At 67.2% G+C, this 20,961-nt stretch carries 20 protein-coding genes and 1 pseudogene; 16 read left to right on the top strand and 5 right to left on the bottom strand.

Features of this window, described 5'->3' with window-relative positions; genetic code table 11:
* Positions 1–40: 40 nt before the first annotated feature.
* Entirely contained in the window at positions 41–568 is a 528-nt protein-coding gene (locus DL544_RS07115) for an alpha/beta hydrolase (RefSeq protein ID WP_065186090.1), read from the bottom strand.
* Positions 569–640: 72 nt separating this feature from the next.
* Here DL544_RS07115 and DL544_RS07110 point away from each other — a divergent pair, with 72 nt between their 5' ends.
* A complete protein-coding gene (locus DL544_RS07110; protein ID WP_053498686.1) occupies positions 641–1,207 on the top strand; it encodes an N-acetylmuramoyl-L-alanine amidase in 567 nt (188 codons plus the stop codon).
* A 377-nt stretch (positions 1,208–1,584) separates the two neighbouring features.
* Here the strand turns inward: DL544_RS07110 and DL544_RS07105 are convergent, their stop codons facing one another.
* The 3 genes from DL544_RS07105 to DL544_RS07095 all read right to left on the bottom strand — a co-directional run bounded on the left by DL544_RS07105 (position 1,585) and on the right by DL544_RS07095 (position 4,206).
* Positions 1,585–2,487, bottom strand: a complete 903-nt coding sequence (locus tag DL544_RS07105) for a sulfurtransferase (protein ID WP_065186089.1) — start codon at positions 2,485–2,487, stop codon at positions 1,585–1,587.
* Positions 2,484–3,287, bottom strand: coding sequence for a CoA pyrophosphatase (locus tag DL544_RS07100; RefSeq protein WP_111202184.1), 804 nt, complete (start codon positions 3,285–3,287; stop codon positions 2,484–2,486). The genes DL544_RS07105 and DL544_RS07100 overlap by 4 nt, the downstream gene beginning before the upstream one ends.
* A 217-nt stretch (positions 3,288–3,504) precedes the next feature.
* The gene (locus tag DL544_RS07095) at positions 3,505–4,206 is read right to left on the bottom strand and encodes an FKBP-type peptidyl-prolyl cis-trans isomerase N-terminal domain-containing protein (protein ID WP_005408797.1); all 702 of its coding nucleotides are present in this window, start codon (positions 4,204–4,206) and stop codon (positions 3,505–3,507) included.
* Between the two features lie 167 nt (positions 4,207–4,373).
* On the opposite strand from DL544_RS07095, the gene DL544_RS07090 reads away from it, so the two are divergent.
* From DL544_RS07090 to rnt, 15 genes and pseudogenes are all read left to right on the top strand, one after another.
* Positions 4,374–5,156 carry an enoyl-CoA hydratase-related protein gene (locus tag DL544_RS07090; RefSeq protein WP_111202185.1) on the top strand — a complete coding sequence of 261 codons (783 nt, stop codon included), beginning with the start codon at positions 4,374–4,376 and terminating at the stop codon, positions 5,154–5,156.
* A gap of 4 nt (positions 5,157–5,160) precedes the next feature.
* Positions 5,161–5,514 carry a hypothetical protein gene (locus DL544_RS07085; protein WP_005415900.1) on the top strand — a complete coding sequence of 118 codons (354 nt, stop codon included), beginning with the start codon at positions 5,161–5,163 and terminating at the stop codon, positions 5,512–5,514.
* Positions 5,514–6,203 (top strand): endonuclease III, encoded by a 690-nt coding sequence (nth, locus tag DL544_RS07080; RefSeq protein ID WP_139726940.1) that lies wholly within the window; start codon positions 5,514–5,516, stop codon positions 6,201–6,203. Before DL544_RS07085 ends, nth begins: the two co-directional genes overlap by 1 nt.
* A 196-nt stretch (positions 6,204–6,399) precedes the next feature.
* On the top strand, positions 6,400–7,611 hold the full coding sequence (locus tag DL544_RS07075) for an OprO/OprP family phosphate-selective porin (RefSeq protein ID WP_065186086.1): 1,212 nt from the start codon (positions 6,400–6,402) through the stop codon (positions 7,609–7,611).
* Between the two features lie 222 nt (positions 7,612–7,833).
* Positions 7,834–8,850: a phosphate ABC transporter substrate-binding protein PstS gene (gene pstS, locus DL544_RS07070; RefSeq protein WP_065177412.1), complete on the top strand. Its 1,017-nt coding sequence runs from the start codon at positions 7,834–7,836 to the stop codon at positions 8,848–8,850.
* A 407-nt stretch (positions 8,851–9,257) separates the two neighbouring features.
* Positions 9,258–10,346, top strand: a complete 1,089-nt coding sequence (pstS, locus tag DL544_RS07065; protein WP_005415896.1) for a phosphate ABC transporter substrate-binding protein PstS — start codon at positions 9,258–9,260, stop codon at positions 10,344–10,346.
* Positions 10,347–10,428: 82 nt separating this feature from the next.
* Positions 10,429–11,397, top strand: coding sequence for a phosphate ABC transporter permease subunit PstC (gene pstC / locus DL544_RS07060; RefSeq protein WP_139726939.1), 969 nt, complete (start codon positions 10,429–10,431; stop codon positions 11,395–11,397).
* Complete coding sequence (gene pstA / locus DL544_RS07055) at positions 11,397–12,260, top strand: phosphate ABC transporter permease PstA (protein ID WP_005415894.1); 864 nt, start codon at positions 11,397–11,399, stop codon at positions 12,258–12,260. Before pstC ends, pstA begins: the two co-directional genes overlap by 1 nt.
* Positions 12,261–12,279: 19 nt before the next feature.
* Positions 12,280–13,110, top strand: a complete 831-nt coding sequence (gene pstB / locus DL544_RS07050) for a phosphate ABC transporter ATP-binding protein PstB (protein WP_049411272.1) — start codon at positions 12,280–12,282, stop codon at positions 13,108–13,110.
* Positions 13,111–13,186: 76 nt separating this feature from the next.
* Positions 13,187–13,894, top strand: coding sequence for a phosphate signaling complex protein PhoU (gene phoU, locus DL544_RS07045; protein ID WP_005415893.1), 708 nt, complete (start codon positions 13,187–13,189; stop codon positions 13,892–13,894).
* A 238-nt stretch (positions 13,895–14,132) separates the two neighbouring features.
* On the top strand, positions 14,133–14,486 hold the full coding sequence (locus tag DL544_RS07040; protein WP_005415892.1) for a hypothetical protein: 354 nt from the start codon (positions 14,133–14,135) through the stop codon (positions 14,484–14,486).
* Positions 14,473–15,348, top strand: coding sequence for an HvfB family MNIO-type RiPP peptide maturase (locus DL544_RS07035; RefSeq protein ID WP_012479633.1), 876 nt, complete (start codon positions 14,473–14,475; stop codon positions 15,346–15,348). The genes DL544_RS07040 and DL544_RS07035 overlap by 14 nt, the downstream gene beginning before the upstream one ends.
* Positions 15,341–16,093 (top strand): annotated as a pseudogene (locus tag DL544_RS07030) (HvfC family RiPP maturation protein); the annotation flags it as partial. The gene DL544_RS07035 and the pseudogene DL544_RS07030, both read left to right, overlap by 8 nt.
* A 27-nt stretch (positions 16,094–16,120) precedes the next feature.
* Entirely contained in the window at positions 16,121–16,642 is a 522-nt protein-coding gene (locus DL544_RS07025) for an HvfX family Cu-binding RiPP maturation protein (protein WP_065177416.1), read from the top strand.
* Between the two features lie 234 nt (positions 16,643–16,876).
* Positions 16,877–17,461: a ribonuclease T gene (gene rnt / locus DL544_RS07020; RefSeq protein WP_005408782.1), complete on the top strand. Its 585-nt coding sequence runs from the start codon at positions 16,877–16,879 to the stop codon at positions 17,459–17,461.
* Between the two features lie 412 nt (positions 17,462–17,873).
* On the opposite strand, the gene DL544_RS07015 is transcribed toward rnt, so the two are convergent.
* Positions 17,874–20,900, bottom strand: coding sequence for a ligand-binding sensor domain-containing diguanylate cyclase (locus DL544_RS07015; RefSeq protein ID WP_065186084.1), 3,027 nt, complete (start codon positions 20,898–20,900; stop codon positions 17,874–17,876).
* Positions 20,901–20,961: the final 61 nt, after the last annotated feature.

The following is a 20,961-nucleotide window of genomic DNA, read 5'->3' as shown; positions in this document are numbered from 1 at the left end:
ATTGTAGTCAATGCGGGCGGGCGCGCCGTGCGCCCTGGCTTCACAGATGCCGCAGCAGGCGCTCGAAGGCCTGCGCGGAGGCCTCCACGTGGCGCTCCAGGCGGTGGCCATCGTCAACCAGCAGCAACTGCGCCGAACGCGCCTGCGCCCAGGCAATCACGCCGGCAGCCGGTACCACATCGTCATGCCAGGCCTGCACCACCGTGGTCGGCACCGCAGCGGCGTCCAGCGCCGGCATCGGGCCCATGGTGGTCGGCGGCACCATCAGGAACAGGCCGGCTACCGGCACCTGCAGCGAGGCGATGGCGGAGATGTAGGCGCCCAGGCTGGAGCCGGCCAGCACCACCGGCCCCTGACGGGCGGCGATGGCGGCGCGTTCAACCAGACGGCGCAGGCGGGTCGGCACGTCGCCCACCCGGCTGACCTCGCTCATCGCGTCCAGGTCGGTGTAGTCGGGGCGCTCGTGGGTCCAGCCCAGGCGTTGCGCCACCTCGGCCAGCGCGGTGACCTTGGTCGCCTCCGGGCCGCTCTCGAAGCCATGGGAGAGGATGCAGTGGCCGCGGCTCATGCGCGTGCTCCGTGGGCGCGGGCCGACGAGGAAAGGGAAGGCAGGTTCATGCCGCAATGCTAGCATCGCCGGATGCCCAACCCGCTCCTGCCCGGCCTGCAGCTGCAGCCCCTGCCCTATCACGACCGACTGCCGCTGCGGGATCCCGCCTCGCTGGAAATGGTGGTGATCCACTGCACCGAGCTGCCCGATCTGGCGATGGCCCGCGAGTACGGCGAGCGCGTGCTGTACGACAGCGGCGCCGGCAACAGCGGGCACTTCTACATCGACCGCGATGGCAGCGTGGTGCAGTACGTGGCGCCGGAACGCGTGGCCCATCACGTGCGCGGCATGAACGCGCATACGCTGGGCATCGAGCTGGTCAACCGCGGGCGCTATCCGGACTGGTTCGACAGCCGCCACCAGGCGATGGACGAGCCCTACACCGAGGCACAGCTGCAGGCGCTGGAAGGCCTGCTGCAAGCGCTGGTGGCGCACTATCCGTCGCTGCGGCGGATTGCCGGGCATGACCAGCTGGACCTGGAGCAGGTGCCGGCCAGCGACGATGCGGCGCTGACGGTGGCGCGCAAGCGCGATCCGGGGCCGCTGTTCCCGTGGGCGCGGATCCTGGCCAAGGTGCCACTGCAGCCGGTTGGGTAAGCGGCAGGGCTGCGCCCTGCACCCGCAGAGGCAACGTCAACGTCAAGAGCTGGCATTCCGGGGGATGGCGGGGTGGATCCGATTGCGGGGGACGCCGTAAAGCCCCAGGCCGGCCCAGCCGCTGGCGGCTGTGCGTTCGGGCGCTTGCGAAGCAGTGCTTCGCAAGCAAAGCGCCCTCACCCATGGCGGCTTGGCCGCGGCATCCATGCCGCGGACACCCCCGCAACCGGACCCACCCCGCCTTCGACAGTTCTCCGCGATCCTTCGAATCGACACGGGGTCGGATCCCGTTGCTGCGCAACGGGCTCTGACCCCGATTTTCGGTTGATGGGGTCAGAGCCGCTTTCCGTTGGAAAACGGATCCGACCCCGCGCGGCTCAGGCGCCGGTCGCCACCGGGCGGCTGCTGTCGCTCACCCAGCCGCTCCAGGAATCGGCGTAGATGCGCGCGCCGCTCAGGCCCGCGCTTTCCATCGCCAGCAGCAGATGGCAGGCGGTCACGCCGGAACCGCACATCAGCACCACCTGCTGCGGATCGCGGTTGCCGATCACGCCCTGCAGTTCGGCGCGCAGCTCCTGTGCGTCGCGCAGGCGGCCGTCGAGTACGTTCAATGCGAACGGGCGGTTGACCGCGCCCGGCACATGCCCGGCCACCGGGTCCAGCGGCTCCACTTCACCACGGAAACGCTCACCCGCCCGCGCGTCGACCAGCCAGCCCGGCGCATGCTTCAGCCGCGCGGTGATTTCATCGGCGTTGGCGATCTGGATGGTGTCGAAGCGGCCCGGGTAGGCAGGCAGCGCTGTCACTTCAGCCTGGCCGCTTTCCAACGTGTGACCGGCGGCCTGCCAGGCGGCGATGCCGCCGTCGAGTACGGCCACCCTGCTGTGACCGATCAGGCGCAGCAGCCACCACAGGCGCGAGGCGGCCATGCTGCCGTCGCTGCCATCGTAGACCACCACCTGGGTGTCGGGGCCGATGCCCCACTGCCCCAGCTTCGCAGCAAAGGCATCGCTGTCCGGCAGTGGATGGCGACCATGGCCGACGCGCGACAGATCAGACAGGTCACGATTCAGATCGGCATACACCGCACCCGGGATATGACCTGCCAGATACTGGCTGCTTCCCGCCTGCGGGTCGGCCAGCGAGGAGCGCGCATCGACCACCCGCACCGCAGTGCTGGCAGTGGCGCGTGCGTCGACCACGCGGATGCCTTCGCCCAACGCGGCAGCCAGGGTGGCGACATCGACCAGGGTGGTCCACGGCGGATCGATCAGCTTCATTGCACTTGCTCCAGGCGGCGACGCAGGTTGTAGAGAATGGCGGCGGTCGCCCCCCAGATGCGCTGGCCCGGCCAGCCATACTCAAGCACGTGGCGTACCCGGCCGCGATGGTTGATTTCGACCTGGCGCAGGCTGTCAGGCGCCATCAGGTAATCCAGTGGCACCTCGAATACCTCGGCTACTTCACTGGGCTGCGGCACAGGCACGAACTCCGGATCGACCACCGCCACCACCGGCGTGACGCGGTAGCCGGTGATGGTGACGAAGGGATCGAGATACCCCAGCGCCTGCACCTGGCCGGGCGCCAATGCGATTTCTTCCTGGCTCTCGCGCAGCGCGGCCGCCAGCGCGTCGCGGTCATCGGGTTCGGTGCGGCCACCGGGGAATCCGACCTGGCCACCATGGGTGCGCAGTGTTTCGGTGCGACGGGTGAGGATCACCTGTGCGCCGTTGGCGCGCGGCACGATGCCGGCCAGCACCGCAGCCTCCACTGGAGGCCCGGGCGGCAGCAGGTCGACCAGCTCACTGCGGTTCCAGCCGTCGCCCGCAGGTGGTTGGGCCAAGGGGTGCAGCGCGCGCATCAGTCGTTCGTGGTCGGTCAGCGAACCGCGCAGGGACTGCTGCAGTTGTTGCCGCAGGGGCTGCACGCGATGCAGGATGCGGCTGCGTTCCTCGTTGCTCATCGACGACCACCGCGCGATCTCATCGATATGCCGCCCGCAGCCGGCGCATCGCCGGTGCGGATCCAGCGTGCACACTCCGATGCAGGGACTTGCGACAACACGCGCCGTTTCTTCCATTGTTTGCACCCGCCAACAGTAGCGCGATCGGGCTGAATTTGCGCGGGTGGCCCAGCCGGACGGTAGAGTCGACTGTCAGTCGACTCGCGCGCGCAGCGCGGGCGTTTCCCCGATGTGACCCAAAAACAGTCGACTGACAGTCGACTCTACCGTCAGGGACTGCGCAAACAAAAACGCGCCGGTGGAATCACCGGCGCGTTTCGTTTGCTGCTTCGATTTACTTGACGCTGACCAGCTTGATCTCGAACTGCACAGCCACGTTCGGCGGGAACGGGGTGCGCGGATCGGCACCGTAGGCCTGGTCCGGCGGCAGGGTGACTTCCCACTTCGAGCCTGCCGGCATCTGCAGCAGGGTCTCGCGCATGGCCTTCATTTCGACTTCGCTGACCTTGATCGACGGGATCTGCTGGGCCGGGCGGGCTTCGGTCGGGCGCTGGCCGTACGGGAACGGACCGGCCACTTCCAGCTGCACAGTGCTGGCCTGGGTCGGCTTGGCACCCTTGCCGGCCTCGATCACGCGGTACTGGACGCCGCTCGGCAGGGACTGCACACCGGCCTTGGCCTTGTTCGCCGCGATGAACTGGTCGCTCTTGGTCTTGTTTTCGGCAGCCGCCTTTTCGTACTCGGCCTTGGCGGCCTGGGCACGGCCCTGCTCGCGCTTCTGGAACGCTTCAACGGCCGGCTTCAGCTGCTCGGCGGTGATCGCCGGCTGCTTCTTGGCGTAGGCATCCTGCAGGCCCTTCACCACCGAGTTGATGTCCAGCTGCTCACCACGACCGGTCAGCTCCGCCAGGTTGTTGCCGTAGTCGTAACCGAAGTAGTAGCTCAGCTTGCCCTTTTCGGACGAGACGTCCTGGGCGAAGGCATTGCCCGTCAGGGCCAGGGCCGCGACGGCGACCGCGATAGAACGCAACTTCATCAAACAGTTCTCCAGGGGTGGTAACTCAGGGACGTTCTGCGCCGCCCTGAGGCGACGGGTTAGGATAACGGGCGCAACGTGTAACCGCTACTCACGATGCAGGCTATGACCCGTCTGCGTTTCCAGAGTTCAATATCACTTTTTTTTAACGTTCCAGGAGTTTCCCCGTGGCCGATGCCCTGATCGCTGTCGCTGACGACGGCGCCATCCGCACCGTGACCGTCCAGCGCCCGGACAAGCTCAATGCCCTCAACGCCGCGACCCTGCAGGCCCTGGCCGATGCCTTCAGCGACGCCGCCGCCGATCCGGAGGTGCGCGTCATGATATTGACCGGGGCGGGCCCCAAGGCGTTCGTGGCCGGTGCCGACATCGCGGAAATGAACACTCTCAGCGCCGTTCAGGGACGTGATTTCTCGCTGCTGGGCCAGGCCCTGATGCGCCAGATCGAACGCATGCCCAAACCGGTCATCGCACGCGTGAATGGTTTCGCACTGGGCGGTGGCCTGGAACTGGCGATGGCCTGCCACCTGCGCATCGCCGCAGATACCGCCAAGCTCGGCCAACCGGAAATCAACCTCGGCCTGATCCCCGGCTTCGGCGGCAGCCAGCGCCTGCTGCGCCTGTGCGGCCGCGCCGCCACCCTGGAGCTGTGCCTGCTGGGGGCGCCGATCAACGCCGCGCGTGCGCTGGAACTGGGCATCGTCAACGAAGTCGTGCCGGCCGACGCGCTGGACAACCGGGTGCAGGACGTCGCCCGCCAGCTGGCACGCTCGGCCCCGCTGGCCCTGCGTGGCCTGCTCGACGCGGTGCACGTGGGCGGCGAATGCAGCCTGGAGGCCGGGCTGGAATACGAAAGTGCGCAGTTCGGCCTGCTGTTCGCCACCGAGGACATGCGCGAAGGCACCAGCGCCTTCCTGCAACGCCGCGCGCCGGCCTTCCAGAACCGCTGACGCCATGGCATCCCGACCCAACCCCGCGCAGTTGTTCGCCCGGGTCCAGGCAGACGATCTCGATGGTGCCCTGCAGGCCGGGCTGATGGACTACATCGTCCGTGCCGGCGACGACCGGTTGCTGCCTGACCACCCCGACCTTCCGCAACGCCTGTGCCAGGCCCAGCAGCAACTGCGCGCGGCCTGGGCTGCACGCGAACGCTACCGTGCCCGTGCGGTGCGCCTGGCCCGCCGCGAGGCCGAGCGCGATGCACGTCGCACTCCGGCACCAGCCCCGGACGTGAAGCCCGCCCTGCCCGCTGCGGCAGCCGCGATTCTGGCCCGGGCCAAGGCCCGCGCCAGTGGCAAGGAACAGTAATGGCCACCACGAAAAAGACCGCACGCGCCCCGGCGCGGCGTGGCGGCACGATGCCACGCGCCGACGTGGTGGAGATGTTCACCCGCCTGCGCGAACTCAACCCGCACCCGAAGACCGAACTGGAGTACAGCTCGCCGTTCGAGCTGCTGGTGGCGGTGGCGTTGTCGGCGCAGGCCACCGACGTCGGCGTCAACAAGGCCACGCGCCGCCTGTTCCCGGTCGCCAACACGCCGGCGAAGATCCTTGCGCTCGGCGAGGATGGCTTGAAGCAGTACATCGCCACCATCGGGCTGTTCAACGCCAAGGCAAAGAACGTGATCGCCACCTGCTCGATCCTGCTGGAGAAGCATGGCGGTGAAGTGCCGCGCGATCGCGAAGCGCTGGAAGCGCTGCCGGGTGTCGGGCGCAAGACCGCCAACGTGGTGCTCAACACCGCGTTCGGCGAGCCGGTGATGGCGGTGGACACGCATATCTTCCGCGTCGCCAACCGCACAGGACTGGCGCCGGGCAGGAACGTGCGCGAAGTGGAAGACAAGCTGGTGAAGGTGATCCCGGCCGAGTTCCTGCTCGACGCGCATCACTGGCTGATCCTGCACGGACGTTATGTGTGCAAGGCGCGCAAGCCGGATTGCCCGGGCTGCGTGATCGCCGACCTGTGCCGGTTCAAGGAAAAGACCACGGCCGAGTGACGGCAGCATCCACGCAGGGCGTGGCTCTACTGCAACCGGGTCGCAATCCGGGCGTCATACGCAAGCGGTTTCAATGGCAGGCCCTGCCGTGACGGGGCCTGCGGCGGATGTCTGCCGCGCGTGAACTGTCACATTTACGCAATCTTTACCTTCTAGCCTGCGCGCATCTTCCCACCTGCCTGCAAGGCTCCTCTCCATGAAACTGCATCACCAACTCCTGACGGTGGCCGTGGCTGCTGCGCTGTATGTGCCGGCTGCACACGCCGAAGTCGCCATCGACGTGATCGGCGGTTCGGAAATCACCTTCGAAGGCCTGGTCCAGGCCGACGGCAACTGGTTCCACAACGATGTGGTCGACCTCAACGGTGGCGACGCCGGCAACGGCAAGAACAGCGAATTCGAACTGCGTCGCGCCGAGCTGGTGCTGAAGGGCAAGGGCCCGGGCAACGTGGAGTGGGTGGTCGGCTATGACGCCAAGGCCGACAAGTTCCTCGACACCAACGTGAAGTACAAGCTGCTGGGCAACGCCAACCACTTCCTGCAGCTGGGCCAGTTCAAGCAGCCCAACAGCCTGGAAGAACTGTCCAGCACCAAGAACAACGATTTCATTTCCAAGGCAGCGGTCACCAATACCTATGCCATCGCCCGCCGCCTGGGCGGCGCGTACAGCTACGGCCAGGACAACTGGTCGGTGACCGCCAGCGCCTTCGGCCGCGAGCTGACCCGCAACCTGGCCCACGGCAGCGGCTACGGCGCGCGTGGCACCTGGGCCCCGATCAATGAAAAGGGCCAGGTCCTGCACTTCGGTCTGAGCTACGTCAACTACGACGCCGACGCCGACACCCTGCGCGTGCGTGCGCGTCCGAATGCCGACCTCGCCACTGCCCGCCTGGTTGACAGCGGCAACCTGACCGACACCGACCGCGTCAGCACCATCGGTGCCGAAGCGATGTACTTCCAGGGTCCCTTCAAGGCCCAGGCCGAGTACTACACCAGCAAGGCCAAGCGCTACGACCACGACAACTACTCCAGCGACGGCTACTACATCAGCGGCGTGTGGAACGTCACCGGCGAGACCTGGAGCTACAAGGGCGGCACTCCGGGCACCGGCCTGCCGAACAACCCGGCCGGCGGCCAGTGGCAGCTGGGCGTGCGCTACGACCACATGGACCTCAATGACGGCAACCTCGCCGCCAATCCGGTCGCCGGTCGCCCGCCGATCGTCGATGGCGTGCTGGGCGGCAAGATGGACATCTGGACCGTGGGCGCCAACTGGTACCTGCGTTCCAACTTCAAGCTGATGCTCAACTACGTGATGGTCGACAGCAAGAAGTACAGCTCCACGGCGCGCGGTTTCGTCAACGACGATCCCAACATCCTGGAAGCCCGCGCGCAGTTCTTCTGGTAAGCCCAGCCACCTGCGTTGAACCGCGAAGGCACGGCCCCGGCCGTGCCTTCGTCGTTGCAGCGATACCCGTGCCGTCCTGCCGGCACAGCGGACGCGACATCCCTCATGACGCGTGTCACGCCCGCGTCATATGACAGACGCGGACGTGTCACGCAACCGTTATGGAATGTGCACCGAAACGTCGGGCAACCGCCCTTCGACCACCACCCCAGGAGTCTCCCCGTGATCCACGCCTTCAAATCGCGCGCCGCTGTCGCCATCCTGGCTGCATCGTCCGTGTTCGCCGCCAACGCCGCCGACATCACCGGCGCGGGCGCATCGTTCATCTACCCGGTCATGTCCAAGTGGTCGGCCGACTACAGCGCCGCAACCGGCAACAAGGTCAACTACCAGTCCATCGGTTCCGGCGGCGGCATTGCCCAGATCAAGGCCAAGACCGTTGATTTCGGCTCTTCCGATGCGCCGCTGAAGCCGGAAGACCTGGCTGCTGCAGGCCTGGCGCAGTTCCCGTCGGTGATCGGTGGCGTGGTGCCGGTGGTCAACGTGGCCGGCATCGCCCCGGGCGCCCTGAAGCTGGACGGCGCCGTGCTGGCCAACATCTTCCTGGGCAAGATCAAGACCTGGAACGACCCGGCCATCGCCGCATTGAACCCGGGCGTAGCCCTGCCGAACGCCAAGGTCACCGTCGTGCATCGTTCGGACGGCTCGGGTACCACCTTCAACTTCGTCAACTACCTGTCCAAGGTCAGCCCGGAGTGGAAGAGCTCGGTCGGTGAAGGCACCTCGGTGCAGTGGCCGGCCGGCATCGGCGGCAAGGGCAACGAAGGTGTTGCCGCCTACGTGAAGCAGATCAAGGGCGGCATCGGCTATGTCGAACTGTCCTACGCGCTGCAGAACAAGCTCTCCTACACCGCGATGAAGAATGCCGCCGGCAAGTTCGTGCAGCCGAGCGACACCTCGTTCGCTGCCGCCGCTGCCAGCGCCGACTGGGCCAACGCCCGCGACTTCTACCTGGTGATGACCAATGCGCCGGGCGCCGAGTCCTGGCCGATCACCGCCACCAACTTCATCCTGGTGCAGAAGACGCCGAAGAATGCTGCCAATGGCAAGGCGACCCAGGAGTTCTTCCGCTGGGTCTACAAGAACGGCGACGCCCAGGCCCGCCAGCTGGACTACGTGCCGCTGCCGGACAGCCTGGTGCGCCAGATCGAGACCTACTGGTCGCAGAACCTGAAGTAAGCGCGTTCCCCCGCAGGAACGGGGGCGGCGGGTCCTCTCTCCCCGCCGCTCCCACCCGGGCGCGAGATCCTCGAGATCTCGCGCTCTTCTTGTTTTCGGGGATGCACCTGCCTCTGTAGAGCCGAGCCGACGCTCGGCTGCGCTCTGGAGCATGCGGACCAACGGTCCGCACCTACCGTGGGCAGGGAGCTGTCGCGCATTGACGCTGCAAGGACCAACCCGCCGTCATATCAGTGCGCAGATCCGGGGTTTCCGGGCCCCGGCCGGATCGGCGCCAACCCTGTGAAACCCTTGTCAGAACGTGATCCAGGACACCTCTGTCATGGTCGTAATACGGCTGTAACAAAAACATCATTTCATAGCCGCATCCGCCGACCACGTCGGCTCTTCCCCGCTATGGAGTGACCATGAAACTGCACTCGGCCGGCCTTGCCGCCCTTTCCCTGGCCATCGCCCTGGGCCTGTCGGCCTGCGGTGGCGACAAGCAGGCCGCGCAGCAGCCGGCTGCCGGCGCTGCCGCTGCCCCCGCCGCTGCCGGTGCCAAGGTGACCGCCGAAGTGTCCGGCGCGGGCGCGTCCTTCATCTTCCCGCTGGTCTCCAAGTGGTCGGCTGACTACAACGCCAGCACCGGCGCCAAGATCAACTACCAGTCGATCGGCTCCGGCGGCGGCATCGCCCAGATCAAGGCCGGCACCGTCGATTTCGGTTCGTCCGACAAGCCGCTGAGCAGCGAGGAGCTGGCCCAGGCCGGCCTGGCGCAGTTCCCGTCGGCCATCGGCGGCGTGGTGCCGGTGGTCAACATCGAAGGCCTGGAAGCCGGCAAGCTGCGCCTGAGCGGCGCCCTGCTGGCCGACATCTTCCTGGGCAAGGTCAAGACCTGGAACGACCCGGCGATCGTCGCCGCCAACCCGGGCGTGAAGCTGCCGGACGGCAAGATCACCCTGGTCCACCGTTCGGATGGTTCGGGCACCACCTTCAACTTCTCCAACTACCTGTCCAAGGTCAGCCCGGAGTGGAAGAGCAAGGTCGGTGAAGGCACCTCGGTGCAGTGGCCGGACGGCGTCGGTGGCAAGGGCAATGAAGGCGTTGCGTCCTACGTGAAGCAGATCAAGGGCTCGATCGGCTACGTCGAACTGGCTTATGCCCTGCAGAACGGCATGCCGTATACCGCCATGCAGAACGCCGCCGGCAACTGGGTCGAGCCGAGCGCGGAAACCTTCGCCGCTGCGGCCGCCAGCGCCGACTGGGCCAGCGCCAAGGACTTCAACCTGGTCATCACCAACGCCCCGGGCGAGCAGGCGTGGCCGATCACCGCAACCAACTTCATGCTGATGCAGAAGCAGCCGAAGGACGCCAAGCGCAACCAGGACACCCTGGCCTTCTTCAAGTGGGCCTTCGAGAACGGCCAGGCCCAGGCCAACGAGCTGCACTACGTGCCGCTGCCGGCTGAACTGGTCAAGCAGATCGAGGCCTACTGGGCGACCGACCTGAAGTGATGGACCCGACGGTGCCCGCCCCGCGCGGGCACCGCTTGTTCCACGCCGTGCCGCCCCGCCCCTTCCTGGCCCAGCCGTCCCCATGAATGCCATCGCCCAGCCTGTAGCCGCCCCGTCCACGCGTGATGCGCGTGATGCCCGCAACGACAAACTGTTCCGATGGGTGCTGGTCGGCACCGTCATCTTCGTACTGATCGCCTTGGCCTGCGCCGCGCTGTCGATGCTGTGGGGCGGTCGCCATGCCCTGCAGATGCAGGGACTGAGCTTCTTCTTCTCCGCCGACTGGAATCCGGTCGAAAACAAGTTCGGCGCCCTGGCTCCGATCTACGGCACCCTGGTCACCGCTGTCATCGCGATGGTCATCGCCGTGCCGGTCAGCTTCGGCATCGCCTTCTTCCTCACCGAGGTCGCGCCGCGCTGGCTGCGTGGCCCGGTCGGTACCGCCATCGAACTGCTGGCCGGCATTCCCTCGATCATCTACGGCATGTGGGGCCTGTTCGTGCTGGTGCCGGTGATGACCGAGTACGTGACCCCGTTCCTCAACGAGACCCTGGGCGAATGGCCGGTCATCGGCCCGATGTTCCAGGGCCCGCCGCTGGGCATCGGCATGCTCACCGCCGGTTTCGTGCTGGCCATCATGGTCATTCCGTTCATTTCCTCGGTGATGCGCGAGGTGTTCCTGACCGTGCCCACCCGCCTGAAGGAATCGGCCTACGCGTTGGGCTCCACCAAGTGGGAAGTGAGCTGGGACATCGTCCTGCCCTACACCCGTTCGGCGGTCATCGGCGGCATCTTCCTCGGCCTGGGCCGCGCGCTGGGCGAAACGATGGCGGTGGCCTTCGTGATCGGCAACAGCGTGCGCCTGTCGCCGTCGCTGCTGGAACCGGGCAACACCATCGCCGCGCTGATCGCCAATGATTTCGGCGAAGCCACTGAAACCTACCGTTCGGCGCTGCTGCTGCTCGGCTTCGTCCTCTTCATCGTCACCTTCGTGGTGCTGGCCATCGCCCGCCTGATGCTGATGCGCCTGTCCCGCAAGGAGGGCAACTGATGTCCACCACCGCTGATTCGCTGTACCTGCGCCGCCGCATCGGCAACGTCGTTGCGATCACTGCGTCCTGCGCCACCGCCCTGTTCGGCCTGTTCTTCCTGGGCTGGATCCTGTTCACCCTGGCTGCCAAGGGCCTGGCCGGCATCAACTGGGATCTGTTCACCAAGATGACCCCGCCGCCGATGCAGGACGGCGGCCTCGCCAACGCCTTCTTCGGCAGTGCCGTGATGTGTGCACTGGCCATCGGCATCGGCACCCCGCTGGGCGTGCTGGCCGGTACCTGGCTGGCCGAGTATGGCAACGCCCGCAAGGCCGGCACCGTGGTCCGCTTCGTCAACGACATCCTGCTGTCGGCGCCGTCCATCGTGCTGGGCCTGTTCGTCTACACGCTGTACGTGATGCAGACCGGGGGCAACTTCTCGGCATTCGCCGGTGCGCTGTCGCTGGCCTTCATCGTGCTGCCGGTGGTGGTACGCACCACCGACGAAATGCTGCGCCTGGTGCCCTCGCAGATGCGCGAAGCGGCCCTGTCGCTGGGCATCCCGCAGTGGAAGGTGATCGTGCAGGTGCTGTACCGCAGTGCCTCGGCCGGCATCATCACCGGCATCCTGCTGGCGTTGGCCCGCATTTCCGGCGAGACCGCTCCGCTGCTGTTCACCGCCTTCGGCAACCAGTACTGGAACAACAACATCTTCCAGCCGATGGCTTCGGTGCCGGTGGTGATGAACCAGTTCGCCGGCAGCCCGTATGAATCCTGGCAGGTACTGGCCTGGGCCGGTGCCCTGGTGCTGACTGTCTTCGTGCTGCTGGTCAGCCTTGCCGCCCGCGGCATCCTGCTGCGCAACCGTATCTCCCATGACTGACCTTTCCGTGGATAACGCCATGAACGACCTTTCCAACGCCGTGCCGATGCAGCGCATCGCCGTGCCGTCCTCGCACGAGAGCCTGCACACCCCGGCTCCGGTCAAGCTTGCCGCGCGCGGACTGGACTTCTACTACGACAAGTTCCACGCCCTGAAGGGCATCAACCTGGAAATCCCGGAGAAGCGCGTGACCGCGCTGATCGGTCCTTCCGGTTGCGGCAAATCGACCCTGCTGCGCATCTTCAACCGCATCTATGCGCTGTACCCGAAGCTGGAAGCGCGCGGTGAAGTGCTGCTGGACGGCGAGAACATCCTGTCGCCGAAGTACCCGATGAACCGCCTGCGCAGCAAGGTCGGCATGGTGTTCCAGAAGCCGGTGCCGTTCCCGATGACCATTTTCGAGAACGTGGCCTACGGCATCCGCCACCACGAGAAGCTGAGCAAGGCCGATATGGCCGACCGCGTCGAGCAGGCGCTGCGCCAGGGCGCGCTGTGGGACGAAGTGAAGGACAAGCTGGGGCAGAGCGCACTGGGTCTGTCCGGTGGCCAGCAGCAGCGTCTGTGCATCGCCCGTGCCGTCGCCCTGCGCCCGTCGGTGCTGCTGCTGGACGAGCCGACCTCGGCGCTGGACCCGATCTCGACCAGCCGCATCGAGCAGCTGGTGGAAGAACTCAAGCACGAGTACACGATCGTGATCGTCACCCACAACATGCAGCAGGCTGCGCGCGTGTCCGACTACACCGCCTTCATGTACCTGGGCGACCTGATCGAGCACGACCGCACCGAAGTGATCTTCTCGCAGCCGTCGCAGCGGCAGACCGAGGACTACATCACCGGTCGCTTCGGCTGAAACCTCAGTCGAGCGTGGCTCGACTCTCCAGACAACGTCTGTCGAGCATGGCTCGACTCTACAGAGCGGAACAACCATGAACCTTCCCAACGACCACATCGTCAAGAGCTACGACGAGGAGCAGCAGCGCCTGGTGGCCGAAATCGTGCGCATGGGCGAGATGGCCGTCGCCCAGCTCGAAGCGGCGATGGACGTGATCGAGAAGCGCGACGAGAACGCCGCCCATCGCATCATCGCCAACGACGAAGCGATCGACGCGCTTGAGCAGCAGATCAGCCACGACGTGATGCGCCTGGCGCTGCGTGGGCCGATGGCGCGCGACCTGCGCGAGATCCTGGCTGGCCTGCGCATCCCGGCCGACATCGAGCGCATCGGCGACTATGCAGCGAACGTGGCCAAGCGCTCGATCGCGCTGGGCAAGGTGCCGCCGCTGCCGCAGATCCAGGGCCTGCGCGCGCTGGGCCGCCTGGCCGCGCAGCAGGTGCGCCGTGCCATCGCCGCCTACCGCGACAACGATGCCGAGGCCGCGCTGGCACTGCGCGAGGACGACGCCCGCCTGGACGCCCAGTACACCGCGCTGTTCCGCGAGCTGCTCACCTACATGATGGAAGACCCGCGCAACATCACCCCGTGCACCCACCTGCTGTTCATGGCCAAGAACCTGGAGCGCGTGGGCGATCACGCCACCAACATCGCCGAGAACGTGTGGTTCCTGGTGCACGGCGAGCAGCCGCTGCCACCGCGTGAAAAGCGCGACGAGACCTCCAGCACCGGCCAGCCCTGACGCTGCACTGCAACACCGGAGTCGACTCCAAGGTGGCCGCTGTCCTGTGACAGCGGCCTTTCTTTTTTTGCGGTGTTCCACCCGCGTTGTGGGCGCCGTGCTTGCCCGGCGCAGACCTTCCGGATGCTTCTGTAACAAATCTCACGAAAATTTGAGTTCTTGGCGAGGATTCGTTGAGTAGGATCGCTGCACCATCGATTCACCCCGGGCACCTGCCCACCACCCAGGAGTAAGACCGATGAGCAGTTCCAACAAGACCCTGTCCCTGCTGACCGCTACCGCCCTGGCCGCCGGCCTGGGCATGACCGCCAGTGCCTCGGCCCTGAGCATGAGCGACCTCGCCCAGGGCTACCTGGTGGCCGGCCAGGCGGCCAAGGCCAGCACCGATGCCAAAGCCGCCGATAACAAGATGGCCGCTGACGCGACCAAGCACGCCGAAGGCAAGTGCGGCGCCGACGGCAAGAGCGGCGAAGGCAAGTGCGGTGCCGACAAGGGCAAGGCTGCCGGCGCAGCGGGCGCCAAGGCCAAGGCCGGCGACACGAAGTCGGCTGAAGGCAAGTGCGGCGAAGGCAAGTGCGGTGGCAAGCACTGACGCCCGCGCCAGCCTCGTCCACCCGCGGTCGCCGCTTCGTGCGGCGGCCGCCGGGTTGGGCCTGCGCCGGGCGCTGCTGCAGGACCTGCGTGACGCCCCGGAAGGCGACTTCGACTTCCTCGAATGCGCACCGGAGAACTGGATCCATGTCGGCGGCCCGGCCGGTGATGCCCTGGCCGAACTGGCGCAGCGCCATCCGCTGAGCTGCCACGGCCTGTCGCTGTCGCTGGGCGGCAGTGCACCGCTGGATACCCAGCTGCTGGAACAGGTCGGCCGGTTCCTCGAAAAGCACCGCGTGCCGCTGTACAGCGAGCACCTCAGCTACTGCAGCGACGACGGCCACCTGTACGACCTGCTGCCGATTCCCTTTACCGACGAAGCCGTGCGCCATACCGCGCAGCGCATCAGCCGCGTGCAGGACCTGCTGGGCCGTCGCATCGCAGTGGAGAACGTGTCCTACTACCTGGCACCCGCGCCGGCGATGGACGAACTGGCCTTCACCAATGCCGTGCTTGCCGAAGCCGACTGCGACCTGCTGCTGGACGTCAACAATGTCTACGTCAACGCCTGCAACCACGGCTACGATGCCGATGCCTTCATCGCCGGCCTGCCTGCACGGCGCATCGTCTGCCTGCATGTGGCCGGGCACCTGGACGAGGCACCCGACCTGAAGATCGATACCCACGGCAGCGCGGTGATCGATCCGGTCTGGGCGCTGCTGGCGCGTACCTATGCACGCATCGGCCCGCGTCCCACCCTGCTCGAACGCGATTTCAATTTCCCGCCGTATGCAGAACTGCAGGGCGAACTGCAGACCATCCGCCGCCTGCAGGCCACACATGCCGGGGCGGCACATGGCTGATTCCGCCGACACCCTGCGCGCGCAGCAGCACGCCTTCACCGCGCACCTGCGCAACCCGCAGGCGGTACCCGCACCGGCCGGACTGGAGCCACGCCGGGTCGCGGTGTATCGGCACCTGCTGTTCAACAACCTGCTCGGCCTGTTGAGCAACGGTTTCCCGGTCTGCGTGCGCCTGCTTGGCGAACCGGCCTGGAGCGCCCTGGTGCGCCACTACTTCGCCACCCATCGCTGCCAGACACCGCTGTTCACCGAACTGGCCGCCGAGTTCGTGCAGTGGCTGCAGGCGCAGCCGCAGCTGCCGCACCCGGCGCTGGCCGAACTGGCCCACTACGAGTGGGTGGAAACCGCGCTGTACCAGCTGCAGGCCGAACCGCTTCCTGCGCCTGGCGATACTGATCCACTTCGGGTGCCGCTGCGGCGTTCGCCGCTGGCGTGGCCGCTGCTGTACCAATGGCCGGTGCACCGTCTCGGTGCAGAGGATGCGCCGACCCAGCCCCTTGCAGAACCCACCGGCCTGCTGGTCCGCCGCGAAGCCGACGGTGAAGTGCGATTCGCCGCGCTCAGCCCGCTGGCGGTACACCTGCTGGCGAGCATCGGCGAACGGCCCGGCCTGGAAGGACAGACGTACCTGCAGCAGCTGGCCACCTCGCACGGGCTGGCCGAGGACGTACTGGCCGAGCCCGGTGCCGCACTGCTGCTGCAGTTCCTGCAGGCCGGCGTGATCGGCCCGCTCGCCCCCCGCCCTGACGCCTCTTCCACTGGAGATCCAACGATGAACCTGCCGCTCCTGGCCGCCGCGCGCGGCCGGCTGGACCGTCTCGCCCCCTGGTTGGCGCCGCTGGGCCTGCGCGTGCTGCTGGCCTGGGAATACTTCGAATCCGGCCGTGAGAAGCTGCACGGCCAGAACTGGTTCGCCGACCTGCAGGGCGCCTTCCCGTTCCCGTTCAACCAACTGCCTGCTGCCCTGAACTGGCAGCTGGCCATCTGGTTCGAACTGGTCGGCGCGGCCTGCCTGCTGTTTGGTTTCGGTACCCGTTTCGCCGCCGCCAGCCTACTGGTGCTGACCGTGGTGGCGACCTATGCGGTGCATTGGCCGATGCAATGGAATTCGCTGGGTGACCTCGCGATGGGGTATGCCATCAGCGACCAGGGCTACGGCAACTTCAAGCTGCCGGTGTTGTTCATGGCCATGCTGCTGCCGCTGATCTTCACTGGCGCCGGCAAGCTGAGCGTGGACGCCTGGTTGGCCCGGTGGCAGCCATCGGTCACGACGGCACGGCCTGCGGTGCGCTAGATGACGACCGTGGTTGGCGCGCCGTGTGCCAACCAAGGTTGGCACCTACCGGAATCCAGAGCGTGCGGTGCCCGGTAGGTGTCGACCTTGGTCGACACACGCCCACGCAGGGAGCCCATGCACAGAAAGCTGGCCGGGCGCTCAGGGTCGCTCTGCTAGAATTCACGCATGACTGACTCCCCCTCCGCACCTGCCGCCGCTCCCGATTCCGCAGTACCCCAGGCGCAGCGCGCGATGTCACAACGCTTCCGCGGCTTCCTGCCGGTGGTGGTGGATGTGGAAACCGGCGGCTTCGACAGCCAGCGCAATGCGCTGCTGGAAATCGCTGCGGTGCCGATCGAGATGGACGAGAACGGCCTGCTCTACCCCGGCCAGACCGCCAGTGCCCACGTGGTCCCGGCCGAGGGCCTGGAGATCGACCCGAAGTCGCTGGAAGTGACCGGCATCATCCTCGACCACCCGTTCCGGCTGGCCAAGGAAGAAAAAGCGGCGTTGGACCACATCTTCACTCCGGTGCGTGCGGCGATGAAGAAGTACGGCTGCCAGCGCGCGATCCTGGTGGGCCACAACGCCCATTTCGACCTCGGCTTCGTCAACGCGGCCGTGGCCCGCACCGGCCACAAGCGCAACCCATTCCACCCGTTCAGCGTGTTCGACACGGTCACCCTGGCCGGTATCGCCTACGGCCAGACCGTGCTGGCGCGTGCGGCCACCGCCGCCGGGCTGGGTTGGGATGCCAACGAGGCACACAGCGCGGTGTATGACACCGAGCAGACCGCGCGGCTGTTCTGCACCATCGCCAACGCCTGGCCGCGGTGAAGCGGCCAACGGCGGAGCCCCTCGTGGCGGGCTGACAGCGATTCCTGGTAGGGCCGGGCGGGTGGACTGCGCAGGGGACGCTGCAAGTACGTCCCTGTAAGCTCGGTCGCCGCTTGCTCGTGTGCGCTGTCCTGCGCACACGGCAAGACCGGGGTTGGGCATCCGGCCCAACCCGCCCGAGGCATGCCTCAGGCCCATGCGGCTCACGCCCCTGCGCAGCCCATCCGCCCGGCCACGGACAGTTTCCAGCGAGCACCACGGAAAGATCAGAAAAAGCGGGAGCAACAGCGGGTCGCTGCGCTCGTTGGGGGCTGCCGCTCACTGGGTCACTTCTCTGGTGGGTGCCGACCGTTGGTCGGCACCCCCGGGTGGTACGACAACACCAGTAGATCCACGCCATGCGTGGATGCGATCAACCAATACTCGTGCGATCGCGGCCGTCGCTCTTGGCGCGGTACAGCGCGCGGTCGGCGCGCTGGTACAGCAGCGCCGGGGTGCGGTCGTCGGCATCCAGCTCTACCAGGCCCGCGCTGAAGGTGACACGCAGGCCCGCCACGCCGGCCCAATCGGGATGATCATGGAACAGGCCACGCAGGCGCGCGCACAGCTGTGCGGCTTCCTCCAGGCGGGTGTCGTTGAGCAGCAGCGCGAACTCTTCGCCGCCGGTGCGCGCCGGCAGGTCGGAGTCGCGGCAGGCCGCTGCGATCAATGACGCCACCTGCACCAGCACGGCATCGCCGATGCTGTGGCTGTGGCGGTCGTTGACCTCCTTGAAGTGATCGATGTCGAGCACCACCAGGCACAGCGGATGACCACTGCGCTGGGACCGGGCGAAGTCACGCGCCAACGTTTCGTCGAAGGCGCGGCGATTGGCCAGGCCGGTCAGCACATCCTCGCGGGCCTGGCGCTCGAAGGCTTCGGCCTGGCGCGCCAGGCGCTCGGCCAGTTCGGTCTTTTCCTGGTTCAGCGCCTGCAGGTGCACCGTCTTGGCCTGCAGGTCGAAGGTCGCTTCGTCCACCCGCCGTGCCAGGCGCAGGTTGCTGGCCTTCAGCTGCTGCAGCAGCAGCCGGTACAGCGCCACCAGTCCAGTCAGCAGCAGCATCCCCGCCAGCACCTGCACGCTGCGGCGCTGCCACCAGAACGGTTCCACGGTGAAGCTCCACACCGCCTCCTGTTGGCCCCAGCTGCCGCCGGGATGGGCGGCCGCCACATGCAGGGTGTAGTCGCCCGGCGGCAGGCCGACGAACTCAACGCTGCGCTGCGGGCCGCGCTCGACCCAGCCGGCATCCAGCCCGTCCAGCCGCGTGCGGTAGCGGATCCGGTCAGACATCAGGTAGCTCAGGCCGACATAACTCACCGCCAACCGGCGCCCCCCTGGAATATGGTTGCGATCCGGCCCTTCCCAATGCACCGGCGCGCCATCCACCTGCACGCTCTCGATCGCGGCCGGCGGCGATGGCCGCTCGCGGAAACGCTGCAGGCGCTGCGGGTCGACCGTGCTCAGGCCGCCTGCGGTGACCACCCAGAACGTGCCGTCCTGGCGCAGGATCGCCGATGGGCTGGAGCTGCCGTTGGCCTGTGCATTGGCCATACCGTCGATCTCGTTGTAGCGCTCCACCCCCACCCGCGGCGTGCGGCCATCGGCCACGGCGTTGAGGGTGGCCATATCGGTGCGCAACACACCGCGATTGCTGCTGATCCACACATTGCCAAGGCGATCCGGCACCAGCTGGAACACCGCATCCACCGGCATGCCCTGCTCAAGGCCGACCCGCGCCAGCGCACCGTTGCGCCAACGGTACAGGCCACGATCACTGCTGATCCACATCGCGTCGCCCAGCTGGTGGAAGCCGAACACGCTGCGGCCACCGCCCAGCGGCGCCAGGTCGATCGACTGCACGTGGTCCCCGCGCAGCACGCGGATGCCTTCGATGGTGCCGATCCACAGGTTGCCCTGATGGTCATGCTCAAGCGCGGTGATCAGGCCGCCGGGCATGCCCGGCGCGTTCGAGACCTGCACATGGTCGCCGTCGATGCGCACCACGCCCTTCTGCGTGCCGGCCCAGACCACGCCCTGGGAATCAACGCTGATCGCACGGATGTTGCCACCCGGCATGCCGTCGGCTGCCGCGTAGTTGTGGCGCAGGTGGCCGTCACGGCCGAGCCGGTAGACCCCATCGCCGAAGGTTCCGACCCACAGGTCACCGTCCGGCCCCTGTGCCAGGCTCAGCACCGAAGGTGCCTTGCCGCCGCGGTTGTGCAGCGGCATCGCCCGGAAACGGCCGTCCGCAGTCCGCATGTCAAGCCCGCTGGCGCTGCCGACCCACAGCTGGCGATCGCGATCCTCGAATACCGTGCGCACGTAATCGCCACTGAGCCCATCGCGCTCGGTGTAGCTGCTGAACAGTGTTTCGCGCAGGCGATAGAGCCCGCCGTTGGCGCCCACCCAGATGCTGCCTTCGGCATCCTCGCGCAGGCTGACCACGCGTCCGCCCGGCAGGTTCAGACCGGCCGGCAGTCGCTCCAGGCCATGTGCGGAGATGCGCAGCAGGCCCTGGTTCTCGGTGCCCAGCCACAGGTCACCGTGCCGGTCCTGCAGCATCGAGGTCATGTGCAGCTGGCCCGGCAGGCGGTGCACCAGCACCAGCTGGTCGTCCTCCACCCGGTACAGGCGCTCACCGGCGACGATCCACAACGCGCCATCCGGCGCACGGTAGGGCCACGACAGGCCACTGCCGGCACCCAGCCCCCATGCGGCGGGGGCGCGCTTGAGCACGCCATCGTTGTCGCGCAGCACCAGCCCGTCCAGCGTACCGACCCAGACCCGGTCCTGCGCATCGACCACCAGCCTGGTGAAGCTCATCGCCATCGGCAGGTCCGCCGCCGGCGCCTGGTAGACAATGCCGCTGTCCGGCGTCAGGTAGCCGATGCCCTTGCCTTCGTACAGCAGCCACAGCCGCCCCTGGCTGTCCATCTGCATGGACTGGATCAGCACCTGCGGCGTATCGGCCTGGTGCTCCCACACCCGCCATTGGCCATCACTGCCACGGTGGCTGACGTTGCCGCGCGAATCACTGATCCACAGTCCGCCCTGGCGGTCGACGAACAGGGCGCCGATGCCGTTGTCGCGCAGGCCCGGGCGTGTGCTGCGGTCGAACACGGTGAAATCCAGGCCGTTGTAGCGCACCAGCCCTTCCCAGGTGGCGAACCAGAGATGGCCTTCCGGCGTCTGCGCGATGTCGCGCAGCGAGTTGTGCGGCAGGCCGTTGCGCGAGGTCCATACATCGATGGCGTAGTCGCGCAGCGGGGGCGCGCCCTCCTGCGCAGCCAACGGCAGCGCAAGGGCCAGCAGCAGCCACAACAGGCCCTGCCGCAGTGCCCGCCTGAATCCTGATGCGCGGCGCTCCACCCAGCGCCTCTTGTCCCCCTGCCCGCCCATCACCGCAGCGGCGGCGGCCAGGTGCGGCTGCAGGACGCGGCAGCGTGCGGGAACAGCCGGG

The sequence above is a fragment of the Stenotrophomonas sp. pho genome (assembly GCF_006228405.1).
Classification (GTDB): Bacteria; Pseudomonadota; Gammaproteobacteria; order Xanthomonadales; family Xanthomonadaceae; genus Stenotrophomonas; species Stenotrophomonas sepilia.
This window is presented reverse-complemented; position numbering and strand designations above follow the sequence as displayed.

Excerpts from the sequence above, each read along its gene's own strand:
- DL544_RS07115 (WP_065186090.1), bottom strand. The coding sequence starts at position 568 with ATGAGCCGCGGCCACTGCATCCTCTCCCATGGCTTCGAGAGCGGCCCG.
- DL544_RS07110 (WP_053498686.1), top strand. The coding sequence starts at position 641 with ATGCCCAACCCGCTCCTGCCCGGCCTGCAGCTGCAGCCCCTGCCCTAT.
- DL544_RS07105 (WP_065186089.1), bottom strand. The coding sequence starts at position 2,487 with ATGAAGCTGATCGATCCGCCGTGGACCACCCTGGTCGATGTCGCCACC.
- DL544_RS07100 (WP_111202184.1), bottom strand. The coding sequence starts at position 3,287 with ATGGAAGAAACGGCGCGTGTTGTCGCAAGTCCCTGCATCGGAGTGTGC.
- DL544_RS07095 (WP_005408797.1), bottom strand. The coding sequence starts at position 4,206 with ATGAAGTTGCGTTCTATCGCGGTCGCCGTCGCGGCCCTGGCCCTGACG.
- DL544_RS07085 (WP_005415900.1), top strand. The coding sequence starts at position 5,161 with ATGGCATCCCGACCCAACCCCGCGCAGTTGTTCGCCCGGGTCCAGGCA.
- nth (WP_139726940.1), top strand. The coding sequence starts at position 5,514 with ATGGCCACCACGAAAAAGACCGCACGCGCCCCGGCGCGGCGTGGCGGC.
- DL544_RS07075 (WP_065186086.1), top strand. The coding sequence starts at position 6,400 with ATGAAACTGCATCACCAACTCCTGACGGTGGCCGTGGCTGCTGCGCTG.
- pstS (WP_005415896.1), top strand. The coding sequence starts at position 9,258 with ATGAAACTGCACTCGGCCGGCCTTGCCGCCCTTTCCCTGGCCATCGCC.
- pstC (WP_139726939.1), top strand. The coding sequence starts at position 10,429 with ATGAATGCCATCGCCCAGCCTGTAGCCGCCCCGTCCACGCGTGATGCG.
- pstA (WP_005415894.1), top strand. The coding sequence starts at position 11,397 with ATGTCCACCACCGCTGATTCGCTGTACCTGCGCCGCCGCATCGGCAAC.
- pstB (WP_049411272.1), top strand. The coding sequence starts at position 12,280 with ATGAACGACCTTTCCAACGCCGTGCCGATGCAGCGCATCGCCGTGCCG.
- phoU (WP_005415893.1), top strand. The coding sequence starts at position 13,187 with ATGAACCTTCCCAACGACCACATCGTCAAGAGCTACGACGAGGAGCAG.
- DL544_RS07040 (WP_005415892.1), top strand. The coding sequence starts at position 14,133 with ATGAGCAGTTCCAACAAGACCCTGTCCCTGCTGACCGCTACCGCCCTG.
- DL544_RS07025 (WP_065177416.1), top strand. The coding sequence starts at position 16,121 with ATGAACCTGCCGCTCCTGGCCGCCGCGCGCGGCCGGCTGGACCGTCTC.
- rnt (WP_005408782.1), top strand. The coding sequence starts at position 16,877 with ATGTCACAACGCTTCCGCGGCTTCCTGCCGGTGGTGGTGGATGTGGAA.
- DL544_RS07015 (WP_065186084.1), bottom strand. The coding sequence starts at position 20,900 with ATGGGCGGGCAGGGGGACAAGAGGCGCTGGGTGGAGCGCCGCGCATCA.